Source organism: Mucilaginibacter sp. SMC90 (assembly GCF_022811725.1).
In the GTDB taxonomy this organism is placed as follows: domain Bacteria; phylum Bacteroidota; class Bacteroidia; order Sphingobacteriales; family Sphingobacteriaceae; genus Mucilaginibacter.
Genome location: NZ_CP094527.1, coordinates 3,637,258 through 3,662,739, shown reverse-complemented (window position 1 = coordinate 3,662,739; position 25,482 = coordinate 3,637,258). Strand labels below are relative to the sequence as shown.

The following is a 25,482-nucleotide window of genomic DNA, read 5'->3' as shown; positions in this document are numbered from 1 at the left end:
ATTATGAAACTCATCAAAAATATCATCGGCGGTTTAGCCGGCGCCGTAGCGCTAAATATCCTGCATCAAACCGTTAAACAATTTGACCATGATGCGCCGCGTGTTGACCTCGTTGGCGAAGAAGCGCTAACCAAAGGAATGGAGTCGATGGGCCTCGAAGCCCCAACCGGCAACGCCCTCTTCACCGCCACCCTGATCGGCGATATCGTCAGCAATACGCTTTACTTTAGCACCATTGGCTTTGGAAAAAAGAAATACTTATTACTGCGCGGAACCACCATTGGTTTAGCCGCCGGAATCGGCGCTTTAACGCTGACCAAACCTATCGGACTAAGCGATGCGCCGGTGACCCGCACAAATAAAACAAAAATCATGACCGTTGTTTGGTACACCCTGGGTGGAATCGTAACGGCCCTTACCATCAAAGCGATGCAATCTAAAACCGTTTAATTTAAAAACCTGGTAAGATATGGCCCAAAGTCCTTCCCCGGAGATGCTGAAAGCGCTGGAAACAGCACCGAACCAGTACTTGATCCTATCATCGGAACTGGGCATCATCACCGCAAGTGACGCTTACCTGGCAGCAACGGAAACCAGACGGGAGGTTATTACGCGGACCTGCCGGACGGCGACGATGGCGTAAAGAACATCAACGCCTCGCTGCAAAATGTATTAAGAATTAAGCAACCGGACCATATGCGGGTACAACGTTATGATGTACCTGATATCAATAACCCAGGTAAATTTATCCCACGTTACTGGGACCCAAGTCATACGCCGGTACTGGATGAACAGGTAGATATCTCCTATATCATCCAACTGGCCAATAATGTCACCGATAAGATACTGACCGAACGCGCCTTGCTCAACAGCCAGTTAGAACAAACAGATACCATGGAGCAGATGAAAGCGCTTAACGAAGAATTACTGCTGACCAACGTACAATTGCGCGAAACTCAGCAAAACCTGTATACTTTAAACGCGCAGCTCGAAGAGCGGGTGGCCAAGCGTACCCAGGAGCTGGCCGACAGCTACAATGAGCAGCAGACACTTAACAAAGAACTGGCGGCCACCAATGAAGAGCATGCCACGGTCAACCAGGAACTGACTGATATCCAGCAAAGGCTGGTGGATACCAACGTAGAACTGGAAACCAGTTCGTCGCGGTTGCGGATGGCCATCGAATCCACGCAACTGGGTACCTGGGACTATAATCCGGTTAGCGGCGAACTTTACTGGTCCAAAGAATGCCGGGATATCTATGGCATCCCGCAGGAACTCAAGGCCAGTTTCGAGCTCTATGCTCAATTGCTTCATCCTGGTGACAGCCAGTGGGTACTGGAGCAAATTGCCGCCTGCATCCAGCCCGACCTGAAAGGCCGTTATGACCTGAGTTACCGCATCAACCGCTACGATAGCGGGGAAACCCGCTGGGTCAAAGTGAAGGGGACCGTTTATTTTGAAGAAGAACAGGCCACCAGGTTCATTGGTACCGTGCTGGATATTACCGAGATGAAACTGGCCCAGGAAGAAAGCGCCAAGCTGGCCGCGATCATCGCCTCGTCGGATGATGCTATTGTCAGCAAAACCCTGGACAGCGTGATCACCAGCTGGAACCAATCGGCGGAGCGGATGTTCGGCTTTACCGCCGAAGAAATGATCGGCGAAAGTATCTACAAATTAATTCCGCCGGACCGCACCGACGAAGAACCGCTTATCCTGTCAAGATTAAAATCCGGTCAACGCGTGGAACATTTTGAGACCAAGCGACTGACCAAGGACGGGCGGCAGATCGATGTTTCCGTATCAGTATCGCCCATCAAAGATAAAGACGGGCGGATCATCGGCTTATCCAAGATCGCCCGTGACATCACCGAACGCAAGCAGGACGAAGCCCGCAAAAGCGATTTTATTGGTATGGTCAGCCATGAACTCAAAACACCCCTGACTTCGCTCAATGCACTCCTGCAGGTAGCGGAACTGAAGCTAAAAACCAGTGAGGACAGTTTTTTACCCGGCGCGATGCAAAAAGCCAACGTCGAGGTGAAGAAAATGACCAATATGATCAATGGTTTCTTGAATGTGTCGCGATTGGAATCAGCGAAAATATTGATCGAAAAAGAACCGTTTCAACTGGAAGAACTGATCACGGAAGTGGTCGACGAGACGAACCTTACCGTGGGCAGCCGTCAGATCGATTTTGACCCTTGCCCCCCTGTCACCATCAAAGCCGACCGTGACAAGATCAGTTCGGTGATCTCTAACCTGATCGGTAATGCGGTGAAATATTCGCCGAACGGCGCGGCCATCGCGGTCAAATGCGAACTGATCGGTCAAAACGTGGTCTTTAGTGTAAAAGACCAGGGTTTGGGTATCGCTGAAGCGGATGTCAAAAAGATTTTTGACCGCTATTACCGTGTCCAATCCAACCACAGCAAACATATCTCCGGATTTGGTATCGGCTTGTATCTGAGCGCCGAGATAATTGATAGGCACGATGGGAAGATCTGGGTGGAAAGCGAAATGAAAAAAGGCTCTACCTTTTATTTTAGTTTGCCTTTATAGATCAAATGCGAATAAAAATAAAGGCGCCCCGAAAAATCGGAACGGCGGAAAGCGGCTAATAAAAGACCACATGCGCAAGAAACAGCGCGGCTGCGGCGAATGTTAAGACGTAAAGCATCAGCTATATTTTAGATAAATATCGGAAATTTTCAATCGACCGCAATACGGCATAAATTGCGTACCTTTACCAATCCAAAGACAGCACCCAGCTCTTAGCACAGTTTCTTTCTTTTTTTGGCTTGACAAAAAAGAGATGGAAATAATTCTACAGGAAACCGACCAGGATATTTTAGAAATTTTAAAGTACGCGCTGGAAGCAGAAGGCTACCAGGTTTATGCGTTAATGGATAGTACAGCAGATTTTATTGCGCTGATCGAAGATCACCGGCCGCACGTGGTCATGCTGGACTTCCGCCTGGACGGCAAGATCTGCCTGGAGATTTTGGAAACCATCAAAGCCAAATACCCGCACCTGCCGGTGATCGCCATGAGCTGTAACCACAACATCAATGACGAATACAGCGTTCATGGCTTCGATGATTATATTTCCAAGCCCTTTGACCTCGAACACCTGTACCTGACCTTGCGGAAATATATTCCCAAGCAAATCGCTAAAGAAGTGATCACCGATGTGGTCAAAAAATCCGCATCGGCTTAGCCCGAGCTTCCTATGTACTTGCCTTTAACCGCCAGCCATAATATAGCGCCCAAATAATGAGCGCCGCGGCGACAAAAAAGATAAACGGTAAAGCCAGCAATGCGGCCGCACTGGCCAGCAAAGGGCCTATGGTTTGCCCGATAGCCGCGTAAGATTGATTGATACCCATGATCTGCCCGCGCTCCTTTTCATCCATCCGGTCGGCGATCACCGCATTTAACATGGGGTTTCGCAGCCCGTTGAATAAGCCATAAATACCAATGCCCAGCGCGAAGCCAAAAAGGCCGGACACCAGTCCGCACCAAACCATCGCCGCCGCACAAATCAATGTGCTGACCAATAATACCCAGGCCTTGGCCGGCACCAGTTTTCTGATCCAGGGAACCAATAGTTGCATCAATATCCCACTAACGCCGAACCCCGCATAAAACAAACCTGTTTGTACAGGTGATAGTTTTAATTGTTCTGCGCAAACGGTCTGAAAGCCGATCAGCATGGCAAATTGCGCGGTAGTTAGCAGGAAGCCCATAAATACAGAGGCGCCGATCGCCGGTTTGTTCAATACACTGATCAACGCGCCGAAATCAAACAGTTTATTTTGCTGATTCTCCTTTCGGGTTTTGTCCGAACTGGTTTCCTTTAAAAAGACCAGGGCTAGCACCATGCCCACCAAAGCCATTGCGGCTGCAAAAAAGAAAGGCACCCGGTCGCCCATTTTGCTAAGCAATCCGCCGATGGCCGGGCCGATCACGTAGCCAAACCCGAAGGCCGAACCCAATAAACCGAAATTCCTGGCGCGGTCTTTAGCCGATGACATATCCGACACCATGGCCTGCGCCACGGAGATATTGCCACCCGTGATCCCATCCAGGATACGCGCGGCGAATAAAAGCAGGAGACTGTTAGCCAGCCCGAATAAAATGAAGGAAAGGCAGCTGCCCAGCAGGCTGAACGCCAATATCCACTTCCGGCCGATCCGGTCCGACCAGGAACCCAGCACCGGGGTAGCGAAAAACTGGGCGATGGAAAAAGAGGCCGTCAGCAGGCCTATCGTTTCCTTATTGACTCCGAACTTCTTGCCATAAGAAAGGATCAGCGGAATGATGATACCGAAGCCCATGGAATTGATGACCGCGATAAAAAGCAGTACCCATAATACTTTATTGACTTTCATTAGGGCTGCGTTGGACTAACCGGCTTGATCGCCATCACGCTGTCAACGACGAACACACTCACGCCGCGCCAGGGCAGCGTGTGCAGGTATTCTTTGTAATGCAGTTCCAGGTAAGCACCCGCATTTTTATTTAGGATATCCGCCACATGCGCATCGATTACCGAAAACATAAATTCATTCGATTGGATGCTGCCCTGCACCGGCGTGCGGATACCGCTCTGGATGAGCCGCCCTTCGTAGGTTTTGAACATATAGCCCTTATGGACAAAATAATTCACCGTACCGGCTTTCGTGCCGTCACCAAATACGAATTCATACCGGTAATAAAATATACCGGCCAATATAGCGATGACCACCAAGCCGGCGATCAGAACGATCTTTTTCCATTTACTTCTTTGTTCCATGATTTAGGAACAAAGCCAAGTCCATAATGTGAGGCTTATCCCGGTTTATATTTTGTTTTAAATTAATTTATATTTAATTTATTTAATTCAAGATACGGGGCACCGTAATTGCAACCTTGACCGAAAGGCCATCATGCATTTCAAAGGGATACCCCAAAAACAACACGTCTATGCCGACTATAGCTATGTACCCTTGGTACTGGCCGCACCCGTATTAGCGGGATTCCGCTATAACAAGCCTGCCGCGTACCTCTGCCAGGGCTTTGCTTTATCTGCCTTAAGCTACAGTCTGTGTACAAAAGCGGAATGGGGCATCTGGAAACTGATACCTTATCGTATCCATGCGTCGCTCGACCTGGCATCGGGGGTATTAGCCTTGGCCGTCAGCCAGGTGCCCGCCATCAAAAAAGACAAACCGGCGATGCTTACTTTTTTGGCCATGGGCCTCACGGGCCTTATCGTCGGCAGCCTTTCACTCATCGCCGCCAAACGACACTAAAAATTTAAGATCATGAGCCATTTAAAAGGACAACGCGTAACTACACCCGAGGGAAAGGGAGAAGTACTGGAAGCGACCGGCGACCAGGTCGAAGTTAAACTTGATAATGGCGAAACCAAAAAGTACCCGTCCGATGACATTGCTGATGACAGCAGTGCGGGTTAATGATAAAACTAGTCCTAAAAATAAAATATGTTAGCAATGAACTACCGCGGTCCTTACCGCATCCGGACCGTGGATAAACCCATGCCGGAGATCCTGCATCCCGAAGATGCCATCATTCGCGTGACCCGCAGCTGCATTTGCGGCTCGGACCTGCATTTATACCATGGCATGGTGCCCGACACGCGTGTCGGCTCCACTTTCGGCCATGAATTTACTGGCATTGTCGAAGAAGTAGGCCCGCTGGTGCAAAAACTGAAGGTCGGCGACCAGGTTTTGGTGCCTTTTAATGTCGCCTGTGGCAAATGTAATTTTTGCAAGCAGGGACTTTTCGGGAACTGCCATGAATCCAACCCGATGGCCACGGCCGTCGGCGGCATTTTTGGTTACTCGCATACGGCCGGCGGCTATGATGGCGGCCAGGCCGAATATGTGCGCGTACCCTATGCCGATGTGGGCCCTACGGTCATTCCGGCTGAGATGGACCCGGACGATGCCGTGCTCTTAACTGACGTGGTACCCACCGGTTATCAGGCCGCAGAGATGGGGGGTATTAAAGAGGGCGATACGGTCGTTGTTTTTGGCGCAGGTCCGATCGGTATCATGGCTGCGCGTTGCGCCTGGTTCTTCGGGCCGGCACGCGTCATCATCATCGACCATATCGATTACCGATTAGAATTCGCCCGGAATTACGCCAAATGCGAAGCTTATAATTTTAAAGAGATGGCTGACCCGGTCGTTTTCCTGAAAAAACTTACCGACTGGTATGGAGCGGACGTTTGCATTGACTGCGTGGGTTGTGAAGCCGAAGGCAATACTTTGCAAACCTTCAGCGGCCGCGTTACTTTAATGCAGGCCGGTGCAGCCACCGCTTTTCAATGGGCCATTAATTCCGTAAAGAAAGGCGGTATTGTCTCGGTGGTTGGTGTTTACGGCCCCCCGTTCAATCTTGCGCCCATTGGAAATATTGTCAACAAAGGCATCACCATCCGCGCCAACCAGGCTTCGGTTAAACGCCTCCTGCCCAAACTGATCGACCATGTGCTGTCGGGCAGGTTAAGCCCTAAAGAGTTAATTACCCACCGTGTTCCCTTAGCCGAAGTCGCAGACGCTTACCGCCTGTTCTCATCCAAACTGGATAACTGTATCAAAACCGTATTGATCCCATGATAACGCAAAACGAAGACTATAAAAATATACCCGGCTGGGGCATGGATGCCGACCCGGAAAACGAACCGACCTACCCGATGAAAAATTATACCGGGGATGATCATAGTCGGATCAATTACGAACGCGCCGAACATCAGCCACAGGACGTGGAGATCCTGATGTCCAATGAACGGCCGGCGATGACCCGTGTTTTCGGTACTGCTGTACCGCCCTCGGGCTTGAGCGGCATGATCCGCCGCTATGCTTTCCAGCACAGCGAGGACCGTTACCGGCATTGGATACCCCTGATCCTGGCTGACCGGGTCAACGTATTCGAAGGTCTTATAGCAGACATCGGCACCGGCCATTTACCCAACTTCATCAAAGAACGCGGCCTGGCCATGGAATGGAAATACAACCGCACCGGCCTCCTTAAAAAGGCAGCTACAGCAGCGGTCATCGGCGTCGTATTAGTTGCCTGGATACGCAAAAAGAAATAAAGAAAAAGGTTGAATAGTGTAGAGGTAGGGCCGTCCCGGTAAAATGGGCGGCCTTTTTTACAACGCTTCCAGTTCGATCCACACCGGCGCATGGTCGCTGGAATGATCCCAGCCGCGAACATGCTTATCGACGGCAGCCGATGATAGCCGGCTAAGCAAAACATCATTCAGCAGAAAATGATCTAACCGCAGACCCGCATCCCGGCCATAAGCATTCCGCAAATAATCCCAAAAAGTATAAAAACGTTTATCAGGATATAACTTACGGATCGCGTCTGTCCAGCCCGACTTGATCAACGCCAGCCACAGCATGCGCGCCTCCGGTCTGAACAAAGCATTTTCGACGTACTTTTCTGGTTTATACGTATCCACTTCCGTAGGCATGATATTATAGTCACCGATCAGCGCGACCGGTAAACCAAAGCCCAATAATTTATCGGCATGCCCCTGCAACCTTTTGATCCACCGCAGCTTATAATCAAATTTTGGCCCTGGAAAAGGATTACCATTCGGCAAATACAAACAACCGATCACGACGCCATTGATAAACGCTTCGATATACCGGCTGTGCAGATCTTCATCCTCGCCCTCCAAACCGCGACGGGTTTCCTGAATTTCTCCGTATCGGGAAAGGATCGCCACCCCGTTCCAGCTTTTCTGACCCTGCCAGATCGCATGATAACCCGCATCCAGCAAAGCCCGTTCAGGAAACTTGTGATCCTCGCACTTCAGCTCCTGCAAACACACCACGTCCGGCCTGGCCTCCGCCAGCCAGCGCAGCAGGTTTTCAATACGGCCATTGATGCCATTAATATTATAGGTTGCGATCTTCACCCTATGATAACACTTCTTATTCTTTGTAGTTTTCGATGGTTTCGCTCGAACGCATTTTCGCCCGGTTTGGATCATCCCCCGCATCCCGGAATGCCCGGCGTTGGCGCAGCAGGTCCCAATACTGGTCAAGTTTGGACTGCACCGAATGTAGTTCTTTGATATCGTCCTCACTCAGGTCCGGGTTGCCATACAGGTCTTCCTCCTTCTCGGTCAGCTGTTTAATGTGGTCCAGTACAGACTGGTCTTTGGTGTTTTCTTCCATGATCGTATATTTTAATTAGTCATTTTTCCATTGCCAGTCCAGTATCTCCGGCATATCTTTTCCGTTCGCGCCGATATAATGTTTATGCTCGATCAGCTTGTCCAGCAATTGTTGCTTCAGGTGAACGCCCTTGCTGCCTGTTTGGGGCAAGCGGTCGATGACATCCATAGCCAAGTGGAAACGATCCATCTCGTTGAGTACGGTCATATCAAATGAAGTGGTGATCGTACCTTCCTCTTTGTAACCCCTGACGTGCATGTAAGCATTATTCGCCCGGTTATAGGTCAAACGGTGCACTAACCAGGGATAACCGTGAAACGCAAAAATCACCGGCTTGTCCATCGTGAACAATTCGTTATAGGCGCTATCAGCCAGGCCATGACTGTGTTCGCTGCTTTTTTGTAGTTTGAATAGGTCAACCACGTTGATGACCCTGATATTAATTTCGGGCAAATGTTCCCGAATAATAGATACAGCTGCTAATGTTTCCAATGTCGGAACATCGCCGCTGCAGGCCATCACTACATCGGGCTCCGCTTCCTGATCATTGCTGGCGAAATTCCAGATGCCGATACCTCGGGTACAATGATCGATAGCCTGCTCCATTGTAAGCCATTGCGGTGCGGGATGTTTACCTGCGACGATCACATTCACGTATTGCACACTGCGCAGGCAATGGTCCATTACCGATAACAAACAGTTGGCATCCGGCGGTAAATAGACCCGCACGATGGTTGCTTTCTTATTCACCACATGATCGATAAAGCCTGGGTCCTGGTGCGTAAAACCGTTATGGTCCTGCCGCCAAACGGTAGAGGTCAGCAGGATATTTAATGAGGCGATATTTCGTCTCCAAGGCAATTCCGAACTGGCTTTTAACCATTTGGCGTGCTGGTTAAACATGGAATCGACGATATGGATAAAGGCTTCATAGCAATTGAATAAGCCGTGCCTGCCGGTAAGCAGGTAGCCCTCCAGCCAACCCTCGCACTGGTGTTCGCTCAGCATTTCCATCACCCGGCCATCGGTAGCCTGGAACTCGTCTGTATTCAGGACCGGTCCTTCCCATTGGCGGTTCGTCGCTTCAAAGATCACATCGAACCTATTGGAAACCGTTTCATCCGGCCCGAAAATGCGGAAGTTCCGTTCCTGGCCATTGGCTTTAATAATGTCCCGCAGAAAACGGCTGGAAACATATGTATCGCCTTCACCGGCGCAGCCCGGCGAACCTACTTCAGTAGCATATTCCCGGAAATCCGGCAAATGCAATTGTTTTAAGAGCTGCCCGCCATTCGCATGAGGATTGGCGCCCATGCGCCTCGAACCTTGTGGTGCCAATTCCTGCAGATCCGCATTTAAGGTACCCGCTGCATTAAAAAGTTCTTCCGGCCGGTAACTTTTCATCCAATCTTCCAGCATTTGCAAATGTTCAGGCGGTGCCGATGCGGAAACCGCCAGCGGGATCTGGTGCGCGCGGAAGTTACCCTCTATTTTAAACCCGTCTACTTCTTTTGGCCCGGTCCAGCCTTTTGGCGAGCGCAGCACGATCATCGGCCAGCGCGCTCTTTCGGTCAGGCCGTTCGCTTTCGCATCGCATTTGATCTGGTGGATCTGGGTGATAACCTTTTCTAAGGTATTCGCCATGGCTTCATGCATCAGCATTGGGTCGTCGCCTTCCACGAAATAAGGTGTCCAGCCATATCCCATAAATAACTGTTCCAGTTCTTCATGAGTGATCCGCGCCAGAACCGTAGGATTAGAGATCTTATAGCCATTCAAATGCAGAATAGGCAGCACCACACCATCAGTTAACGGGTTCAGGAATTTATTGGAATGCCAAGCCGTAGCCAGCGGGCCCGTCTCGGCCTCGCCGTCACCCACCACGCAGGCCGCGATCAGTTCGGGGTTATCCAGCACTGCCCCAAAAGCGTGGCTTAATGAATACCCCAGTTCCCCGCCTTCATGGATAGAACCGGGTGTCTGGGGCGAAGCATGGCTGGAGATCCCGCCTGGATAAGAAAACTGCGTAAACAATTTCTGCAAGCCTTCCTCATCCTGCGAAATATCCGGGTAAACTTCACTGTAGGTTCCTTCCAGGTAAGTGGAGGCTACTACCGCCGGCCCGCCATGGCCAGGCCCGGAGATGTAAATAATTTCCAGGTCAAAGCGCTTGATTACCCGGTTCAGGTGGGTATAAATAAAGTTCTGTCCGGGCGTCGTTCCCCAGTGGCCCAGCAGCATGGCTTTGACATGCTCCAGCAGCAGCGGTTTTTTGAGCAAAGGATTATGCCGCAGGTAGAGCTGCCCGACCGACAGGTAGTTAGCCGCGCGCCAGTAAGCATCTATTTTTTGCAAAAGCTCATCCGTTAGGGTATCCTGTTCAGGGTTAATCAATACAGTTTCCATATCTTTTTATTTATTATCGTTTGGTATAACCCGCATAATTAAGCGGGCCATCATTAAGGCTTCGTTGGTGGGTATCACATAGACTCGGGTCTTGCCGGTTGAAATAACTTCGGCGTTAATTAAATTCTGGCGGCTATCCAGTTCGATGCCCAGGAAGCCCAGCTTGCGGCAGATCTGGCCGCGGACTTCCGGTAGGTGTTCGCCGATGCCGCCGGAAAAGACAAGCGTGTCGATGCCGCCAATTGCTGCGGCATAAGCCCCGATATATTTGCTGACTTGGTAACAAAACAAGTTGATCGCATCAGCGGCCCGGTCATCCTGCTCCCGGATCTTTAGCAGCTCTTTGATATCCGGACTGGTTCCTGAAACCGACAGCAGGCCAGATTCATGGTTGACCAGGTGGTTGAATTGTTCACTATCTGATTTGACTTGCCGGAAGAGGTAGGCGGCTACGCCGGGGTCCATATCACCGCAGCGCGTACTCATGACCAATCCCGCACCCGGTGTAAAACCCATGCTGGTATCTATGCTCTTCCCGTTTTGGATGGCTGCCACACTGGCGCCGCTGCCCAGGTGAGCTATTACCACATTTTCATGTGGGATAGCTGTACTGACCTGTTCCAGATATTCGCACAAGTATTGATAAGAAAGACCATGGAACCCGTACCTGCGTAAGCCCAGCTGGCGATATTTGTCGGGGATAGCAATGGTTGTAGCCACCGCCGGCATCGTCTGATGAAACATCGTATCAAAGCAGGCCATTTGTTTAACTTCGTGAAATGCGGCAACAAATTCTTCGATCAGTTTAATTTCAGCGGGCATATGTTCCGGATCATAACTGACATAGGTTTTGAGTTCCGCAATGAGTGCCGGTGTGATCATTTCTGGCTGCGTATGTGCCATGCCATGGACAACCCGGTGCGCGATGGCGGAAAGCTGACCGATACCGGGCTGCTGCCGCAACCAGTCTATCAGATCCTGGTCTGCCGGCAGATCGGCCGTGTTCCCGGAAAAGAGCAAAGTTTCTTCGGCTCCCAACTGATAAAGCGCGAACTTCACGCTGGACGAACCGGCATTGATGGCTAAAACAAAATTTTGAGTGTCCCGCATGATCAGTTTTTTACGGGCTGGTGGGGTGGTGATCCAATCCCCGGACCGGTTAGCGGGGAAAAGGTAGTGTAGTATGTAATTGAACAAGCACTCAAACCGTTTTATGTTTGAGCAAAGACGAACTATACTTAGGCGGCAGCCTTTCCGATCAGCTCAGCTACCAAGCCGGTCAGTCTGGCCACATCAAAAGGCTTGCACAAAAAACCGTCCGCACCACAAGCCTTACAGATGAGGTTCAGGTCGCATTCGGCCGACAAAAGGATAACCGGCAGGTCATGGGTAGCGGCAACCGATTTCAAGAGCAGACAGACCGCATCCCCGTTCTTTAACGCGCCTTTAAGCTGGACATCCATTAAGATCAGGTCCGGGAAAGGCTCGGCCATATCCCCCGCGGCATCACCGTTCTCTGAAAGTTCGACCTCGTAGCCTTCTTCCACAAAAATGTAGTAAAGAACCGCTTGAATATCCAGATCATCTTCAATGATCAATAATTTTTTGGGCATAATCGGGTATGGGTAAGCACTACTGCAATAAACCGCCCGTGATCGGCCGGCCAAGCCTTTTAATCCTTAACAGGCTGCACTGCACAACGATAGAAATTTAATGAGCTTTGGTGCCAGAAAGCGCTCAGTTGTTATTAAGCCACAGGCTACACTTTGTTTTCATAAGTAGTCGTTATATGAAATATACTTGGCCGTATATGAAACTTAATTAACTGCCAACGCTTGTATAGGCTATGGCAACAATCAAAAATGTGCAGCCACTCAGCGCAGAAAAGCTGTTTGACGTATTAAAAACAGGTTTCGCGGACTATATTAATGATAAACTGGGTTCCAACCTTGCTATCGAATACGCGCATGTATTCGATGAGATCAACGTGTCTTTTCCCGAAGTGATCGAAGGACCGGCGCTGAATATTACCGTGACCGATGTAGAACTGACGGTTAATGTATTGGCAACGGAGTCCGACTATAATACGGAATTATTGGAAGAGAACCTGATCAGTTTTTTGGCGCAACAGGCTGGGTAATGGGCAATATCGCTTTAGTCGTCGGTGCCAGCGGCATTGCCGGTAGCAACCTCGCCAAACAACTCATCGCACAAGGCTGGGAAACCTACGGCCTGGCCCGGAATCCGGCACCGATCGAGGGTTTAAACCCGGTCGCGGCAGACCTCTTAAATATAGCAAGCTTGCAGTCGGCCTTAGCCGCTGTTTCGCCGACACATGTCTACATCACCACCTGGATGCGAAATGATACGGAGGCGGAGAACATTCGGGTGAACAGCCTGATGATCCGCAATCTGCTCAACGCGCTTTCTCCAAAAAGATCGGTTCAGCACGTCGCGCTGGTTACCGGCCTGAAACATTATTTAGGCCCGTTCGAGGCTTACGCACAAGAAGGCTTTCTACCGGAAACCCCACTGCGGGAAGAACATCCGCGACTGACCATCGAGAATTTTTATTATGCCCAGGAGGACGAGGTCTATGCAGCCGCCGAACGCGACGGCTTTAGCTGGAGCATCCACCGCCCGCATACCGTCATCGGCCAGGCCGTGGGTAACGCGATGAACCTCGGCACAACCCTGGCGGTCTATGCAACAATTTGCAAAGAAACCGGCCGCCCTTTTATCTTTCCCGGTTCTGCCGCCCAATGGAACGGCTTATCCGATGTGACCGACGCAAGGATACTGGCCGCGCAACTCATGTGGGCATCGACTAACGATGCCGCCAGTAACCAAGCGTTCAATATCGTCAATGGCGATGTCTTCCGCTGGAGCCGCTTATGGAACCGGTTGGCGCGGTATTTTGCGATTGAACCGCAAGGTTTTGACGGCACCATTCATCCCTTAGAGCAAACCATGGCGAACGATAGCGACATCTGGAAAAATATCGCGCAAAAGTATAATTTGGAAGAAGCCGAACTTAGCCGCCTCGCCAGTCCGTGGCATACCGACCTGGATCTCGGCAGGCCCATAGAAGTGATGACCGATATGTCCAAAAGCCGCAAATTCGGCTTTACCGTTTATCAGGATACAGAAGATAGCTTTTATGACTTGTTTGCACAATTAAAGGAAGCAAGGCTTATTCCGTAAAGCTTAGCGCTTCAGACAAATAGTTCCTGCACCTTGGTATAGTAAGTCGTCCGTCCGCCGATCTTATCTTTTAAAATCTCTTCTCCCCTCGCCGTCTTTTTTATCGCCGGGTTATGGATAGCCATAAAATCGTGCAGTTCGCCGGTAAGTTCATCACCATTCGCTTCAGCAATATCCGCAATCGCCTTTTCTAATACCACCCGGATACTTTTAAAAAGCCGGAGCGCGGCTTTGTCCGGAATGGCATTGGCAATACTAAACGGCGAAATATGCGCATGGTAAAGAATTTCGTCGGCATAAGAATTGCCGATCCCGCGCATCACTTTTGGGTCCATCAGCAGGGTTTTAATGACCGAGCGTTTTTTTGCTAATAAATTGATAAAAGTGTCCTTTTCCAATTGCAGGGCATCCGGTGTTTCCGCCGGTTTGGGCTGCAAAGTCGGTGTGGCTGCTTTTTGCAGGTCAACGACCGCAAAGCCTCCGCCACCCTTGAAATGAAAGGCCATGATCTGAAAGCGAGGTACTTCGTCACTGTCCAAACTGATCACTTCGCCCCGGAGCATCAGGTGCAGACCTAAGACCTGGCCGCCCGAAAAATGAAACTGCAGGGTCTTGCCCTCACGGGAAACACCGGAAAGCTCGCGACCTTCCAGCGCTGACTTAAGTTCCGCTACGGTAACATTGAGTTTTTTAGCCACGGTCAACTCTACATGTGCCAGCACTTTACCTTTAAATCTCCTGGTCAGGATCTGCGCGAATACGGTCAGGTCGGGTAGTTCAGCCATGATGGTCTTTTTAAGGTCAACAGCTAAGCAGCTAAACTGTTGCCGGAAAACATAAAAACAATGGCGCCGGGCACCTGTTAGCAAAGGCATGGAATTTAAAGGGTTTGTAAAAGTTAAAGGTGCTCGGGAACATAACCTCAAAAACGTCAGCCTGGAAATTCCGCGGGATGCGCTCGTCGTGTTTACCGGTATCTCCGGCTCGGGCAAATCCTCCCTGGCATTCGGCACCTTATACGCCGAAGCGCAGCGCCGCTACCTCGAATCAGTGTCTCCCTATGCCCGCCGCCTGTTCAACCAGATGGCTATCCCCGAAGTGGATGAGATTGAGGGATTGCCGCCTGCCGTGGCTTTGCAGCAGCAGCGCGGTTCGGCCAGCACCCGTTCCTCGGTCGGTAGTGTCACCACCTTATCGAACCTGCTCCGCATGTTATACTCCCGCGCGGGCGATTACCCCGCAGGTCAGGAAATTATTTACGCAGAATCCTTTTCACCCAATACACCTGAAGGTGCCTGTCCGGAGTGCCACGGGCTAGGAAGGGTTTATGAGATCACGGAACAAACCATGGTGCCGGATGACAATTTGACCATCCGGGAAAAGGCTATTGCCGCCTGGCCCTCGGCCTGGCAGGGGCAGAACCAGCGCGACATTCTGACGACTCTGGGATACGACATCGATATTCCCTGGAAGGATATTCCCCATAAAGACCGCAACTGGATCCTGTTCACCGAAGAGCAGCCGGTCGTACCGGTCTATTCAGGGTACAATCATGAAGAAATCCAGCGGTTCATCAAAAACAAGCGTCAGCCGGATTACATGGGCACCTTTACCGGTGCCCGCCGCTATGTTCGCCATACGTTTGCTAATTCGCAAAGCGCGCTGATGAAAAAAAGGGTAAGCCATTACATGCTGAGCAGCGAATGCCCTTTGTGCCAGGGCAAAAGGCTGAAGCAGGAATCACTGAGCATTAAATTTGCCGGTTATGATATTGCCGAGCTGTCCGGCCTGGCGCTGAACAAGCTGGCTACGATCTTCCAGCGCTATGCCAAGGGGGATGCACCGGCACTGAAAAAGCTGGAAGCAAAAAATCCGGAAAAAGTGATCGTCGCCAAACGTATCGCCGAGGATTTCCTGGCGCGGCTGCAGGTCATGCTGGACCTCGGTCTGGGTTACCTGACCATAGAGCGTAGCACGCCGACCTTATCGCCGGGTGAGCTGCAGCGGTTAAGACTGGCCACCCAAGTGCGCTCTAATCTATTCGGTGTGGTTTATGTGTTGGATGAACCTTCAGCGGGTCTGCACCCGGCCGATACGGAGGCTTTGCTCCGGGCGCTGGATAAGTTAAAGGCGTCCGGCAATTCACTGTTCGTCGTCGAACACGAGATCGATGTCATCCGCCATGCCGACTGGATTGTCGATGTCGGCCCCGCAGCCGGTGAAAAAGGCGGCCACATCCTGTATAGCGGTTTGCCCGAAGGTTTAAAAAAGGTGGAAGCTTCGCTGACCCGGCATTATATCTACGGAGAGGCAGCCAAACCAGCTAACGATCCACGGGAACCCAAAGGCTGGTTAAAGCTGGAAGGCGTCACCCGCAATAACCTCAACCAGTTAAATGCAGAATTTCCCCTTGGTGTGCTGACCAGCGTGACCGGCGTATCCGGTTCCGGTAAAAGCAGCCTGGTCAGCCAGGTGCTGGTGGAACTGGTCGCCGAACATTTAGGCGTGCAGGTGGATATCACCGATGAAACTGATGCGGACCCGCTCGAACAAACCGAAGTCCAAACGCTTGGGGGACGCATTACCGCGGGTGTGGATCAACTAAAACGGCTGGTCGTAGTCGACCAAAAGCCCATCGGCCGCACACCGCGTTCCAACTTGGCCACCTACACCGGACTGTTCGACCATGTGCGCAAACTCTTCGCGGCAACACCCATGGCCAAAACTAAAAAGTATGATGCCGGCCGCTTTTCTTTTAACGTGGCCAAAGGCCGCTGCCCGCATTGCGAAGGAGAAGGTTTTGTGATGGTCGAACTGCTGTTTCTGCCCAGTGTTTACACGCCCTGCCCGACCTGCGGCGGTACCCGTTATAATCCCCAAACCCTGGCCGTGGCTTATAAGGAAAAAAATATCGCTGAAGTGTTAGGACTGACCGTAGACGAGGCGGCCAATTTCTTTGATGAAGAACCTGCCATCAGCCGCGCGCTGGAGGTCGTCCGCGAAGTAGGACTCGGCTATCTGCGCTTAGGTCAGCCGGCGACCGAACTTTCCGGCGGCGAGGCGCAGCGCATCAAGTTGGCCACTGAACTGCAGCGCGCACAGCACGGGCAAACTCTTTATATCCTGGACGAACCCACCACTGGCCTGCATCCCTCGGATGTCGAACGGCTGATGCTGCAACTGAACCGCCTGGTAGATGCCGGCAACACCGTGATCCTAGTGGAGCATGATATGAGCGTTATCGCAGCCAGCGACTGGCTGATCGATATCGGGCCGGGCGCGGGTGAAGACGGGGGCATAATCGTCGCCTCCGGGACACCTCCGGCCATTGCCCGGCACAGCTCCAGCCGGACCGCGCCCTACCTGGCCAAACACCTGAACTAACAATCCGGGGCTGACATTGTAGTAACAACATGGGAATTCAAACAAAGCATGGCTTAATGATCGATATGGATGGCGTGATCTACGCCGGTGAAGAACTCATCAAGGGCGCGGATGTTTTTATAAAACGGCTGCTGAAAGATAAGATACCATTCACCTTCTTGTCCAACAATAGTTCCAAGAGTCGCGCTGATGCCGTTGAAAAACTCGCGAATTTGGGCATAAAGGTCACCGAAAAACATCTCTATACCAGCGCCATGGCAACGGCTACTTTTCTGACCGAACATTACCCGGACTGCAGCGTCCATGTGCTGGGCGAAGGGGGCTTATTGAAGAGTATCAAAAACGCCGGCATCCGTATGGTCGACAAAAAACCGGACCTGGTCGTCCTGGGTGAGGGCCTGGAATTCAGTCTCGATAAGGTTCACCAGGCGGTCGATATGATCCTGGCCGGGGCGCGGTTCATCGCTACCAACCGCGACCCTTCACCACGGCGCGAAGGCTGGAACAACCTGGGGATTGCCGCTACGGCCGCGATGATCGAAGAAGCTACGGGACGCGAACCATTCGTGATCGGTAAGCCCAGCCCGGTGATGATGCGCTCGGCCGCAGCTTATATGGACCTGCGGCCGGAACAGGTCACCGTTATCGGCGACACCATGGAAACGGATATCATTGGGGGGATCTATATGGGGTTCAAAACGATACTCGTCCTTTCCGGGATTGCGGACGAGGAAGAACTGATCAAGTATGGCTACCGGCCCAACCTCGTCGTTGGCTCCGTGAACAAGATCGAATTCCCGTTAAAGTGGTGGGCATAAGGATCGCACCTATTCGAACAACTCCTGACCTTCCGTATAATACGTTTTCCGGCTGGCGATCTCGGCAACAATGATAGGCTCGCCCTTGGGTGTGACCTTATGCTTAGGCAGATGCACCTTGAGAAAATCCCGTTCCTTTTCGGTAATGGTATCGGGGAAGTTCTTGCGGATATGGGCTTCCGCTTCTACCAGTACTTCTTCAATTGCTTTGGTCAGGACGCCGATCTTCTTTTCCGGTATTTTAGCAGCAATGGAGAATGGCGATAAATTCGCTGCATAAAGGATCTCGTCCACATAAGCGTTACCAATGCCCTGCACGACCTTTCCCTCCTGCAGTACGGTTTTGATGGGTTTGTTCTTCCCTTTTAACGCCTTTACGAGGTAGCCGACAGGCAAATGCAGCGCGTCAGGTACTTTGGAAACTTCCGGGTCAAGGGATAATATCACCGCCTTTTGCCAGTCGGTAATGGCCAGGCCGGTACCGTCTGAAAACTGCAGTTCTGCTATCGTGAACTTGTTGTCGTTTTTATCCTCGTACCAATGCATCGACCCGTAGAGCATCAATTGCAGACTTAAGACATGCTTATTCGCAAACTCGAAATACAATTGCTTACCGACCCGGTTAATCGCTACCAGCTTGTGTGCTTCCAGCGCTGTTTTGAAGTCCGCTTCCGGCAGTTTCAGCCTCCGGTCAATGAGGATACGGATATCTTTTAGCTTTTTACCGACCAGCCTCTCAGCGAGGTTGGTACAAAATATATTCAGATCGGGTATTTCAGGCATAAGTGCTTTTATGATTGATTAAATATTCGGCTCCTGGTAGCTATCGATAAAAACCGCTAACCAGGCTTGCTCGGCATGGCTAAGGACATCGCCTTCAAAATGCTGCAATTCACCCTGCTTAAAGACAAATTTCCCGAGGTAGTCCGGGTTTTGTTCGTCCGGCAGTGCAGCATGTTCCTCGCTTTCTACCGGCTCGGTAAATAAATGCGTTTCGTCGCCAAAAGCGTCTTTATTATCTTGAACACACCGGTTGACCGCAGGCCCTGATCGCCATTCTTTTCCAGGACCGGCTCAATGATCACATAACGGTCGCTACCATCCGGCTGCGGGATCGTCGTTTGTACAGGATTGATCATCAGGCGCCTTTTTTTACTTTTAAACTGCTCATCAGCTGATCGTACAGATCATCACCCTTGGCCGCTTTCGGTTTTAATTTCTTGATGGTCGGGCGTTTGCCTTTAGCTTTCTGCTCAATAATATTCATCAGTTCCGTATGGTACTCATCCTTATATTTGGACAGGTCCAGCGGTTCGGCGTACTGTTCGATCAGCGCCAGGCCCATTTTTAGTTCCTTATCGCTGACTTTGATATCCTCATCCAGGTTAAGGTCTTCCTGGCTGCGGATCTGCTGGGCGAAACGGATACGGGTGACCACGATATCATTTTCTACCGGGTGCACGATACACAAACTCTCCGTGCTGCGCAGTACGAAGCGCGCCAGGCCTGCTTTACCGGATTTCTTCAAAGCGGCAAGCAGCAATGCATACGCTTTATTTTTCTTGGTCGCCGGTTCTGTATAATACGAAGTTTCATAATACATCGGGTTGACCGACGCTACATCTACGAAGCTTTCGATCTCGATCACTTTACTCTTCTCCGGCGCCGCGGCCTCGAAGTCTGCATCCTCGATGATCACATAGTCCTCATCATATTTATAACCCTTAACGATCTTATCATAAGGAACTTCTTTCTTCGTGTTCTCGTTCACCCGCTGGAACTTGATATGCGCGTGGTCGCGGCTGTCCAGCATGTCCAGGTCAAGCCGGGTTTCCTGCACGGCCGAAAATAGTTTAATGGGGATGCTCACCAGGCCAAAGCCGATCGAACCGGTCCAGATACTTCTCATAGCTTTAATTTTCTAATGTTATCATTGATGCCATGCGGGTGGTGCCCTTCAATTTGGTCGGCCAGTAAGTGCAGTACTTCTTCATTAATCTCACCGGGGTTCTGGCAGACATGCAGAAAGTCCTGCGCATCCGGCTCAAAGCTGGCGACATACACGCCATTCTCAAATACTTTATACTTGCACTGCTCCTCATTATGGTGGGGATATTCGCCCACCTCGAAATGATGCATTGCTTTATCGACACTGATCGTGATCGGGTAATTTTCCATACTTACATAACTGTTTAACAACCGCATTGTTTAAGCGGTGCTTTTTGCGGATATTTCCTGAATGATCTGGTCGAACTCATCGGCGCTCAAGGCCAGCATATTCATCAGCTGCTCACGCTCGGCGTCATTTTCCGCGCTGCGTAATAATTTGGTAAGGCCCATGATATTGGCAAGCGGCTTACGCACACTATGGGACTGGATAAAGCTAATCTCGTCCAGGTGCGTTTCGGCCAGGTTCAGCTTCGTCTTGGTGTCTACAAACTCGGTGATATTGTAACCTATGCAGAAATACCTTGGGGCAAACCCTGCTCATCCAGCATTGCCTGCATTTCCCACTGCGTGGTCACGAATCCGCCCAGGCCATCATGTTTACGCAAAGTAACCGGAAACAGGCGGCCCGGGTCCTGGAAACATTGCGGGCCGACGGCTTCACAGATCCTGACATCCTCCGGATGGAGCGTAACCGAAAAATGCTGTCCGCGCAGGGTACCCTTGCCAAAACTAAAGTTCCGGTCATAGTTCGGGCTCACATAGGTGTAAACGCTGTCCATGCCGATCGCGATCGTATAAAAGAACGCCGAGGCATTTAAGAATTGGTTGATCTGTTCATAGCGATGCATGCTGTCATAAGCGGGCCGGCTCCGGATTTGTTTTAAATTATTCATCAGAACAATCCTATCAAAACCGCTGAATTCGATCCCGGAAAAACAGAGACTTATAGTTTAAGTCCAATACAATATGGCCCTTTCACCGGTTCGCCGGTAACGGGCATTCCTTTTTGGGTAATCACGATCTTTCCTTTTTCTGTAATTGAAAAGCTACGCCGCGCACTTCGCCCATGTGGCTGCGCCAGTCCGACGGAAAAAGCTCCCGTGCGACCTCGGAGGGGCAGGTCGTCTTCAAAGCGCCGCGTTCTGCGGCGCTTTGAAGGATAGCTTTTGCGATATCAGGCTTAACGGACATGAGGTCAAAATAATCAGGACGCCTGTTTTAATTTGGCGGCCATGCTCATGGTCGTATGCGGCACGGCGCGCAGGCGTTCTGCCGGAATCAGTGTTCCTGTCACCTTGCAAATACCATAAGTTTTATTTTGGATGCGGACCAGCGCGGCTTCCAGTTGTTCGATGAATTTTTTCTGCCGGGCCGCTAATTGATTCGTTTGTTCCTTTTCATAGGTCGCCGAACCGTCCTCCAGGGTTTTACCCGCAATGGCCGCATCATCGCCATTACTATTCGATGAGCTTAAGGCTGCGGTCAATTCGCTCAGTTCTTCACGGGCCATCCTGATCTTATCTTCTATTAGCTGCTTAAATTCCAGCAACTCGTTATCGTTATAGCGGGTCTTGTTGTATTCGTTTTGCATGTGCTTTCAACAATAAAACAGGGAGATGGTTTGCTAAAAATTAACGCCTTATCTTCCATGTTCATGCTTCGTCCAAATCAGCTTGGACACATCGTAGCCTAATGCCTTGGCCTGTTTCAAGTAAGCCGTTTGAATCGCTGCCGGTATCACTTTTTCGCGCGATAGCAGCCATAAATAATTCAGGTTGTTGCCGGCTACCAGCGCATGGCGATAGTCCGGGTCAATAGCGATCACATTATAACCGGCATAGAACGGCCCGAAGAACGATACCTTAAGGCGGCCTGTCCCGGCATCTTTGACCGGCTTCGCTTTACCGATGCTTTCTTTCCATTTTTGTTGGACATAGTTATAGCCTTTATTATCCACTCGGATCGAACCGTCAGGATTCAGTGAATAGGTCGCACTCACATCAGACAGGTTCTTTTCAAATTTAAAGTCCATCCGCGCTATCTCGTACCACGTTCCGAGGTAGCGTTGTTGATCGAAAGGTTGCACGGCATTAGCGCCTTTGGGTATAGCTACGCACGAATTAAAGAATACCGCAACGGTGGCCGCGGCGATGCCCGCAGCGAGGCCAATCTCCCAGGTTTTTAATTTCATACCGAAATAACGGCTGAAGCGCCAGGAATGTTTAATACGCAAACCGAACTATTTACCTGCGGTGTTCTTGACAGCCTATCAAACCATATTAAAACTAACCGAACGATGATTAATTTTTTCCGTGGCATCATTGCCACCTGGGGCGCCAAAAAGTTGGGCGGCGGCTGCCTGTCCACTATTGTGATCTTTGTGGTGATTTATATGCTGCTGGGCAAATGCAATAACGATATCCGCGCCGAAACGATCAAACCCAGACCGGTGGTTATGTGCGGCAAAATGCCCAATTGATAATACGGCATAGTCTTTGTAAAGCTTTGATGAACAGGCTAAAACAAGACTACCATAATGACCTCGGATGATTTTAAGGCATTGACTTATACCGAAAAAACAGAAGCTGTTTTAACGGGCACATACCTGGCTGACCGGTCGAACAAACATTGTGATATCAAACTGTATAATGTAGACAATTTTTACGTGGAGGTCTTTTTCGACTGCCGCAGCCAGCTGATCATCCACTTCCGTGCATTTAAACCTACGTTATTTATTTTGCCCTACCTGGAAAATCTCAAGATCGCGGTCTAAACGAAGTTGTATCGCGTATTACGTAGAGTTACGACACCTGAGTTAATTAAAATTTTGATTCTCAGTGCGTCTATTTAAAGTTCAAAACTCTCCCTCTCCTCTATTTATTAAAATGGCGCTTAATGACTTTTAAATTATAACTTAGGTTAACCGGCAATTTATCGTTGATCAGTAAGCATTTTAATCAGATCATTGATCCAAGAATTATTGGTAGATAAATACTGGATAGAAAATTTCAGTAACGGTCCCTACCAGTGGAAAAACCACTTGCGTTGACCACTCTTTGCCAATTGATTGTCTATCGTAAAAACCTGAACATACACACTCAAGGTGGTCATAAAAAAATTGCTAACCGGGATCAATGAGATGTAATTTATCCACGCTTATAATTTTAAAAACAAACTAAGAACCGAATACCTGGGCATCATTTTCGGCCCGGCTCTTTCCATTCCTATCTGCTCCGCAGGATACCTCTGCAATCCCTGATGCATGGGGTCTAAATTTTTTCGCCGGTTGACGGAAGCCTTAATTGTCATTATTGATCTTCAGTACCCGCAGTAGGATTTAAATGAATTGAACTGATAAACCACCAAAAAAAGATTCAACAGAAGTTAGGACGGGTACATTTGCTTAAAGGAAAGATGTAAATTAGCCCTATCCGATTGCCCGTATTACATTGTCCGAGATTGGGGTTTCAATCGAACTAAACATGACTAATGATCTTCCGCTAATCAAAATTTGTCCGAATTGCGATGCCATGATTCCCATCGAAAGTCTGGAATGCTCGCATTGCCCTTATGTCTATCCGCAGGTTATCCTTACTGAAGCGGAAGAAGACATGTCGCATCAGGAAGTGGTAACTGCTCTCAACGATGCATTTTTCCGGTTGGAACGATACATGGATGGTAAGCTGCCCGCTTACGAAGGTTTTCCCTTCGCCAGGTACATGCTGATATTATTTATTAAAACCCGAGAAACTGCGAATTACAATTATGTGAATTGCAAACTCATCGGGAAATATTGGTGGGTCATTCAACAAGTCATCGTTGACGTTCAAAAAGGGGATTATGAAACTTACGCTGCAGATCATAATGATGATTTTAACGACGCCTATGGCGACTTAACAATCATTGCAGAGGATTATGTGGATGAGTTTATGTCGTTCGCAACTGAGGATGAAATCGCGGAAGAAACTAAAAAACATTCCATTACTGACATATTTGCCCATATCAAGACAAGCGAGGATGCAAAGTCAAGAAAGAAATCAGGCGATCTCGCTGGGCAGCCGCTTAAAAAGTTTTTCAAAAAAATAAAGGATTGCTCGATAACACAACTTGAAATACTAAATTATGTGGAATCCCTGACGGAGATGAAGTTATCTAAACTGAAATTATTAGCGACCGATTTCAACGTATATTTTTATCCGCGAAAGGAAGAAGAGGAAGCCAAATACTCATTGGAAGATATTGATGCAGCAATCAAAGATCTCCAGCAACGACAAAAGCAAATACCTTACAAGGAAATACCTGATTTTGATAAAGCGACCAAAGACGAACATGGCACGATCATCCACCCGGTTCCAACATTGAAGGTACTAAATATCGAACGGTTGTTCTTTCCTTTCAAATTCTACTGTTGTTATCAATTCATCAATCTCCTGGAATCACTTATTGAAAAGCACGAAAAAACGGAGATGACACAGGAAAGTGTTGCGCCGAATCCATTACGCCAAAATTTAAGCAAACTCGGATTTGAGCAGTTTAAATTCGGTAAATTGAGCTTGGATGAAGCTTACTCCGTCCTGATGGAAAACGATACCCCTTTCCAAATCGCATTTTTAAACGAGGCTGGCTTTATCAAAAACGCAGAAAAGGCTCAGGCAAATACCAAAGCCAGATTACATAAAATAATCGCTACCGCGCTCGACTGCCCCGAGCGAACCGTCAAAGGGAATTTGAATGTACTCAACCCAGTTTCTAAAGAGAATCGCAAGCGTTATACCGCACATCTTCACCTGCCCGACGTACAAAAACTATTAGGCAAATAATGGGAGTACTCCCCTATTGTCGCCCCCGAATGCCCCATTTATCATTGCTGAAAATTATCGCAATGGAACAGAAAATGGAAAAACGTCAGCGTGCAGCAATCATTATCGGAAGTCTTCAGCTCATCGTGTGGTTGATTAAACTTATCATCGCATGGATTAATCACCAATGATCGATAAAGTGAGACTAAGCCAGTGACTGAGTGATTACTGACCGTAGTAAACGCGGTTATCCATTAATGATAAAGATTTAAGGTTGATATGAACGCAATATACTTGCAATTCGCATGCTCCAATAATAGGCATTTTATAGAAGATAGCCGCGCCCTTCTCTCCACATTTTATTCTCAGTTTTTACCCTCCTCCCTTGACCTGCAAGCGGGTTATGCCCTCCCCTTCGGCTGTCAAAAGTTAACCAGGCCTTCCGGGCGCATCGCCCGGCAATGGTAGCCAGGAGTGCAGTTACCTTTTGACAGCCTCACCCTTTTATAAATCCCACCCCCTTTTTTAATGGCATTTTTTGTGTTTATGGTTCTCATTTAGCCTTTGCTGAGGCAAATTGTCGTTCCTCTAATAAGGCTGTCCCGGCATTCATGGTAGCTTACATGCTGCCATCCCATTCGTTATCTCTCCTTCATTCTGCAACACTAGCTTTTTTTGTTGCTGTTTTTGCAAGCCGTTTCATTTGTCGCTGAA

At 49.6% G+C, this 25,482-nt stretch carries 31 protein-coding genes; 14 read left to right on the top strand and 17 right to left on the bottom strand.

What is annotated here, in order from left to right; all coding sequences use genetic code 11:
* Positions 1–3 precede the first annotated feature (3 nt).
* The 3 genes from MTO98_RS15570 to MTO98_RS15560 all read left to right on the top strand — a co-directional run bounded on the left by MTO98_RS15570 (position 4) and on the right by MTO98_RS15560 (position 3,223).
* Entirely contained in the window at positions 4–450 is a 447-nt protein-coding gene (locus tag MTO98_RS15570) for a hypothetical protein (RefSeq protein ID WP_243487544.1), read from the top strand.
* A 246-nt stretch (positions 451–696) separates the two neighbouring features.
* Positions 697–2,565: a PAS domain-containing sensor histidine kinase gene (locus MTO98_RS15565; protein WP_243487543.1), complete on the top strand. Its 1,869-nt coding sequence runs from the start codon at positions 697–699 to the stop codon at positions 2,563–2,565.
* A 253-nt stretch (positions 2,566–2,818) separates the two neighbouring features.
* On the top strand, positions 2,819–3,223 hold the full coding sequence (locus MTO98_RS15560) for a response regulator (RefSeq protein ID WP_243487542.1): 405 nt from the start codon (positions 2,819–2,821) through the stop codon (positions 3,221–3,223).
* A 10-nt stretch (positions 3,224–3,233) separates the two neighbouring features.
* On the opposite strand, the gene MTO98_RS15555 is transcribed toward MTO98_RS15560, so the two are convergent.
* Together MTO98_RS15555 and MTO98_RS15550 are read right to left on the bottom strand one after the other, a co-directional pair.
* The gene (locus MTO98_RS15555) at positions 3,234–4,397 is read right to left on the bottom strand and encodes an MFS transporter (protein ID WP_243487541.1); all 1,164 of its coding nucleotides are present in this window, start codon (positions 4,395–4,397) and stop codon (positions 3,234–3,236) included.
* Positions 4,397–4,801: a hypothetical protein gene (locus MTO98_RS15550; RefSeq protein ID WP_243487540.1), complete on the bottom strand. Its 405-nt coding sequence runs from the start codon at positions 4,799–4,801 to the stop codon at positions 4,397–4,399. Before MTO98_RS15550 ends, MTO98_RS15555 begins: the two co-directional genes overlap by 1 nt.
* Before the next feature lie 133 nt (positions 4,802–4,934).
* On the opposite strand from MTO98_RS15550, the gene MTO98_RS15545 reads away from it, so the two are divergent.
* Genes MTO98_RS15545 through MTO98_RS15530 form a run of 4 tightly spaced genes read left to right on the top strand, consistent with a single transcriptional unit; the run spans position 4,935 to position 7,111 of the window.
* Positions 4,935–5,300 carry a hypothetical protein gene (locus MTO98_RS15545; protein WP_243487539.1) on the top strand — a complete coding sequence of 122 codons (366 nt, stop codon included), beginning with the start codon at positions 4,935–4,937 and terminating at the stop codon, positions 5,298–5,300.
* Between the two features lie 12 nt (positions 5,301–5,312).
* Positions 5,313–5,465: a hypothetical protein gene (locus MTO98_RS15540; RefSeq protein WP_243487538.1), complete on the top strand. Its 153-nt coding sequence runs from the start codon at positions 5,313–5,315 to the stop codon at positions 5,463–5,465.
* 36 nt (positions 5,466–5,501) lie between these two features.
* Positions 5,502–6,632: a zinc-dependent alcohol dehydrogenase gene (locus tag MTO98_RS15535; protein ID WP_243487537.1), complete on the top strand. Its 1,131-nt coding sequence runs from the start codon at positions 5,502–5,504 to the stop codon at positions 6,630–6,632.
* Entirely contained in the window at positions 6,629–7,111 is a 483-nt protein-coding gene (locus tag MTO98_RS15530) for a hypothetical protein (RefSeq protein ID WP_243487536.1), read from the top strand. The genes MTO98_RS15535 and MTO98_RS15530 overlap by 4 nt, the downstream gene beginning before the upstream one ends.
* A gap of 57 nt (positions 7,112–7,168) precedes the next feature.
* On the opposite strand, the gene xth is transcribed toward MTO98_RS15530, so the two are convergent.
* The 5 genes from xth to MTO98_RS15505 form a co-directional block, all read right to left on the bottom strand.
* Positions 7,169–7,945 carry an exodeoxyribonuclease III gene (gene xth, locus MTO98_RS15525; protein ID WP_243487535.1) on the bottom strand — a complete coding sequence of 259 codons (777 nt, stop codon included), beginning with the start codon at positions 7,943–7,945 and terminating at the stop codon, positions 7,169–7,171.
* A 16-nt stretch (positions 7,946–7,961) separates the two neighbouring features.
* Positions 7,962–8,207, bottom strand: a complete 246-nt coding sequence (locus MTO98_RS15520; RefSeq protein ID WP_243487534.1) for a DUF2630 family protein — start codon at positions 8,205–8,207, stop codon at positions 7,962–7,964.
* Between the two features lie 15 nt (positions 8,208–8,222).
* Complete coding sequence (locus MTO98_RS15515; RefSeq protein ID WP_243487533.1) at positions 8,223–10,613, bottom strand: phosphoketolase; 2,391 nt, start codon at positions 10,611–10,613, stop codon at positions 8,223–8,225.
* 6 nt (positions 10,614–10,619) lie between these two features.
* Positions 10,620–11,723 carry an acetate/propionate family kinase gene (locus tag MTO98_RS15510; RefSeq protein ID WP_243487532.1) on the bottom strand — a complete coding sequence of 368 codons (1,104 nt, stop codon included), beginning with the start codon at positions 11,721–11,723 and terminating at the stop codon, positions 10,620–10,622.
* Between the two features lie 128 nt (positions 11,724–11,851).
* A complete protein-coding gene (locus MTO98_RS15505; protein ID WP_243487531.1) occupies positions 11,852–12,226 on the bottom strand; it encodes a response regulator transcription factor in 375 nt (124 codons plus the stop codon).
* A gap of 233 nt (positions 12,227–12,459) precedes the next feature.
* Between MTO98_RS15505 and MTO98_RS15500 the strand changes: the two genes are divergently transcribed.
* Complete coding sequence (locus MTO98_RS15500; protein ID WP_243487530.1) at positions 12,460–12,753, top strand: hypothetical protein; 294 nt, start codon at positions 12,460–12,462, stop codon at positions 12,751–12,753.
* Entirely contained in the window at positions 12,753–13,817 is a 1,065-nt protein-coding gene (locus MTO98_RS15495; protein ID WP_243487529.1) for an SDR family oxidoreductase, read from the top strand. The genes MTO98_RS15500 and MTO98_RS15495 overlap by 1 nt, the downstream gene beginning before the upstream one ends.
* A gap of 11 nt (positions 13,818–13,828) precedes the next feature.
* On the opposite strand, the gene MTO98_RS15490 is transcribed toward MTO98_RS15495, so the two are convergent.
* Entirely contained in the window at positions 13,829–14,602 is a 774-nt protein-coding gene (locus tag MTO98_RS15490) for a DNA-formamidopyrimidine glycosylase family protein (protein ID WP_243487528.1), read from the bottom strand.
* An 88-nt stretch (positions 14,603–14,690) separates the two neighbouring features.
* On the opposite strand from MTO98_RS15490, the gene uvrA reads away from it, so the two are divergent.
* Both uvrA and MTO98_RS15480 read left to right on the top strand, forming a co-directional pair.
* Positions 14,691–17,201, top strand: coding sequence for an excinuclease ABC subunit UvrA (gene uvrA / locus MTO98_RS15485; RefSeq protein ID WP_243487527.1), 2,511 nt, complete (start codon positions 14,691–14,693; stop codon positions 17,199–17,201).
* 29 nt (positions 17,202–17,230) lie between these two features.
* Positions 17,231–18,019 (top strand): HAD-IIA family hydrolase, encoded by a 789-nt coding sequence (locus MTO98_RS15480; RefSeq protein ID WP_243487526.1) that lies wholly within the window; start codon positions 17,231–17,233, stop codon positions 18,017–18,019.
* A 9-nt stretch (positions 18,020–18,028) separates the two neighbouring features.
* On the opposite strand, the gene MTO98_RS15475 is transcribed toward MTO98_RS15480, so the two are convergent.
* From MTO98_RS15475 to MTO98_RS15440, 9 genes are all read right to left on the bottom strand, one after another.
* Positions 18,029–18,802, bottom strand: coding sequence for a DNA-formamidopyrimidine glycosylase family protein (locus tag MTO98_RS15475; protein WP_243487525.1), 774 nt, complete (start codon positions 18,800–18,802; stop codon positions 18,029–18,031).
* 185 nt (positions 18,803–18,987) lie between these two features.
* Positions 18,988–19,158: a hypothetical protein gene (locus tag MTO98_RS15470; RefSeq protein WP_243487524.1), complete on the bottom strand. Its 171-nt coding sequence runs from the start codon at positions 19,156–19,158 to the stop codon at positions 18,988–18,990.
* Positions 19,158–19,928, bottom strand: coding sequence for a Ku protein (locus MTO98_RS15465; RefSeq protein ID WP_243487523.1), 771 nt, complete (start codon positions 19,926–19,928; stop codon positions 19,158–19,160). The genes MTO98_RS15470 and MTO98_RS15465 overlap by 1 nt, the downstream gene beginning before the upstream one ends.
* Positions 19,925–20,197, bottom strand: coding sequence for a hypothetical protein (locus tag MTO98_RS15460; protein ID WP_243487522.1), 273 nt, complete (start codon positions 20,195–20,197; stop codon positions 19,925–19,927). The genes MTO98_RS15465 and MTO98_RS15460 overlap by 4 nt, the downstream gene beginning before the upstream one ends.
* A gap of 30 nt (positions 20,198–20,227) precedes the next feature.
* Complete coding sequence (locus MTO98_RS15455; RefSeq protein ID WP_243487521.1) at positions 20,228–20,383, bottom strand: hypothetical protein; 156 nt, start codon at positions 20,381–20,383, stop codon at positions 20,228–20,230.
* A 92-nt stretch (positions 20,384–20,475) separates the two neighbouring features.
* Positions 20,476–20,862 carry a hypothetical protein gene (locus MTO98_RS15450; protein WP_243487520.1) on the bottom strand — a complete coding sequence of 129 codons (387 nt, stop codon included), beginning with the start codon at positions 20,860–20,862 and terminating at the stop codon, positions 20,476–20,478.
* Positions 20,863–20,983: 121 nt separating this feature from the next.
* Entirely contained in the window at positions 20,984–21,160 is a 177-nt protein-coding gene (locus MTO98_RS34465) for a DUF3253 domain-containing protein (RefSeq protein ID WP_371825417.1), read from the bottom strand.
* Positions 21,161–21,173: 13 nt separating this feature from the next.
* On the bottom strand, positions 21,174–21,560 hold the full coding sequence (locus tag MTO98_RS15445) for a TraR/DksA C4-type zinc finger protein (RefSeq protein WP_243487519.1): 387 nt from the start codon (positions 21,558–21,560) through the stop codon (positions 21,174–21,176).
* Positions 21,561–21,608: 48 nt separating this feature from the next.
* Positions 21,609–22,160 (bottom strand): lipocalin family protein, encoded by a 552-nt coding sequence (locus MTO98_RS15440; protein ID WP_305852747.1) that lies wholly within the window; start codon positions 22,158–22,160, stop codon positions 21,609–21,611.
* Positions 22,161–22,265: 105 nt separating this feature from the next.
* Between MTO98_RS15440 and MTO98_RS15435 the strand changes: the two genes are divergently transcribed.
* The 3 genes from MTO98_RS15435 to MTO98_RS15425 all read left to right on the top strand — a co-directional run bounded on the left by MTO98_RS15435 (position 22,266) and on the right by MTO98_RS15425 (position 24,789).
* Positions 22,266–22,448 (top strand): hypothetical protein, encoded by a 183-nt coding sequence (locus MTO98_RS15435; protein WP_243487518.1) that lies wholly within the window; start codon positions 22,266–22,268, stop codon positions 22,446–22,448.
* A 57-nt stretch (positions 22,449–22,505) separates the two neighbouring features.
* Positions 22,506–22,742, top strand: coding sequence for a hypothetical protein (locus MTO98_RS15430; protein WP_243487517.1), 237 nt, complete (start codon positions 22,506–22,508; stop codon positions 22,740–22,742).
* 709 nt (positions 22,743–23,451) lie between these two features.
* Complete coding sequence (locus MTO98_RS15425) at positions 23,452–24,789, top strand: hypothetical protein (RefSeq protein WP_243487516.1); 1,338 nt, start codon at positions 23,452–23,454, stop codon at positions 24,787–24,789.
* Positions 24,790–25,482 lie beyond the last annotated feature (693 nt).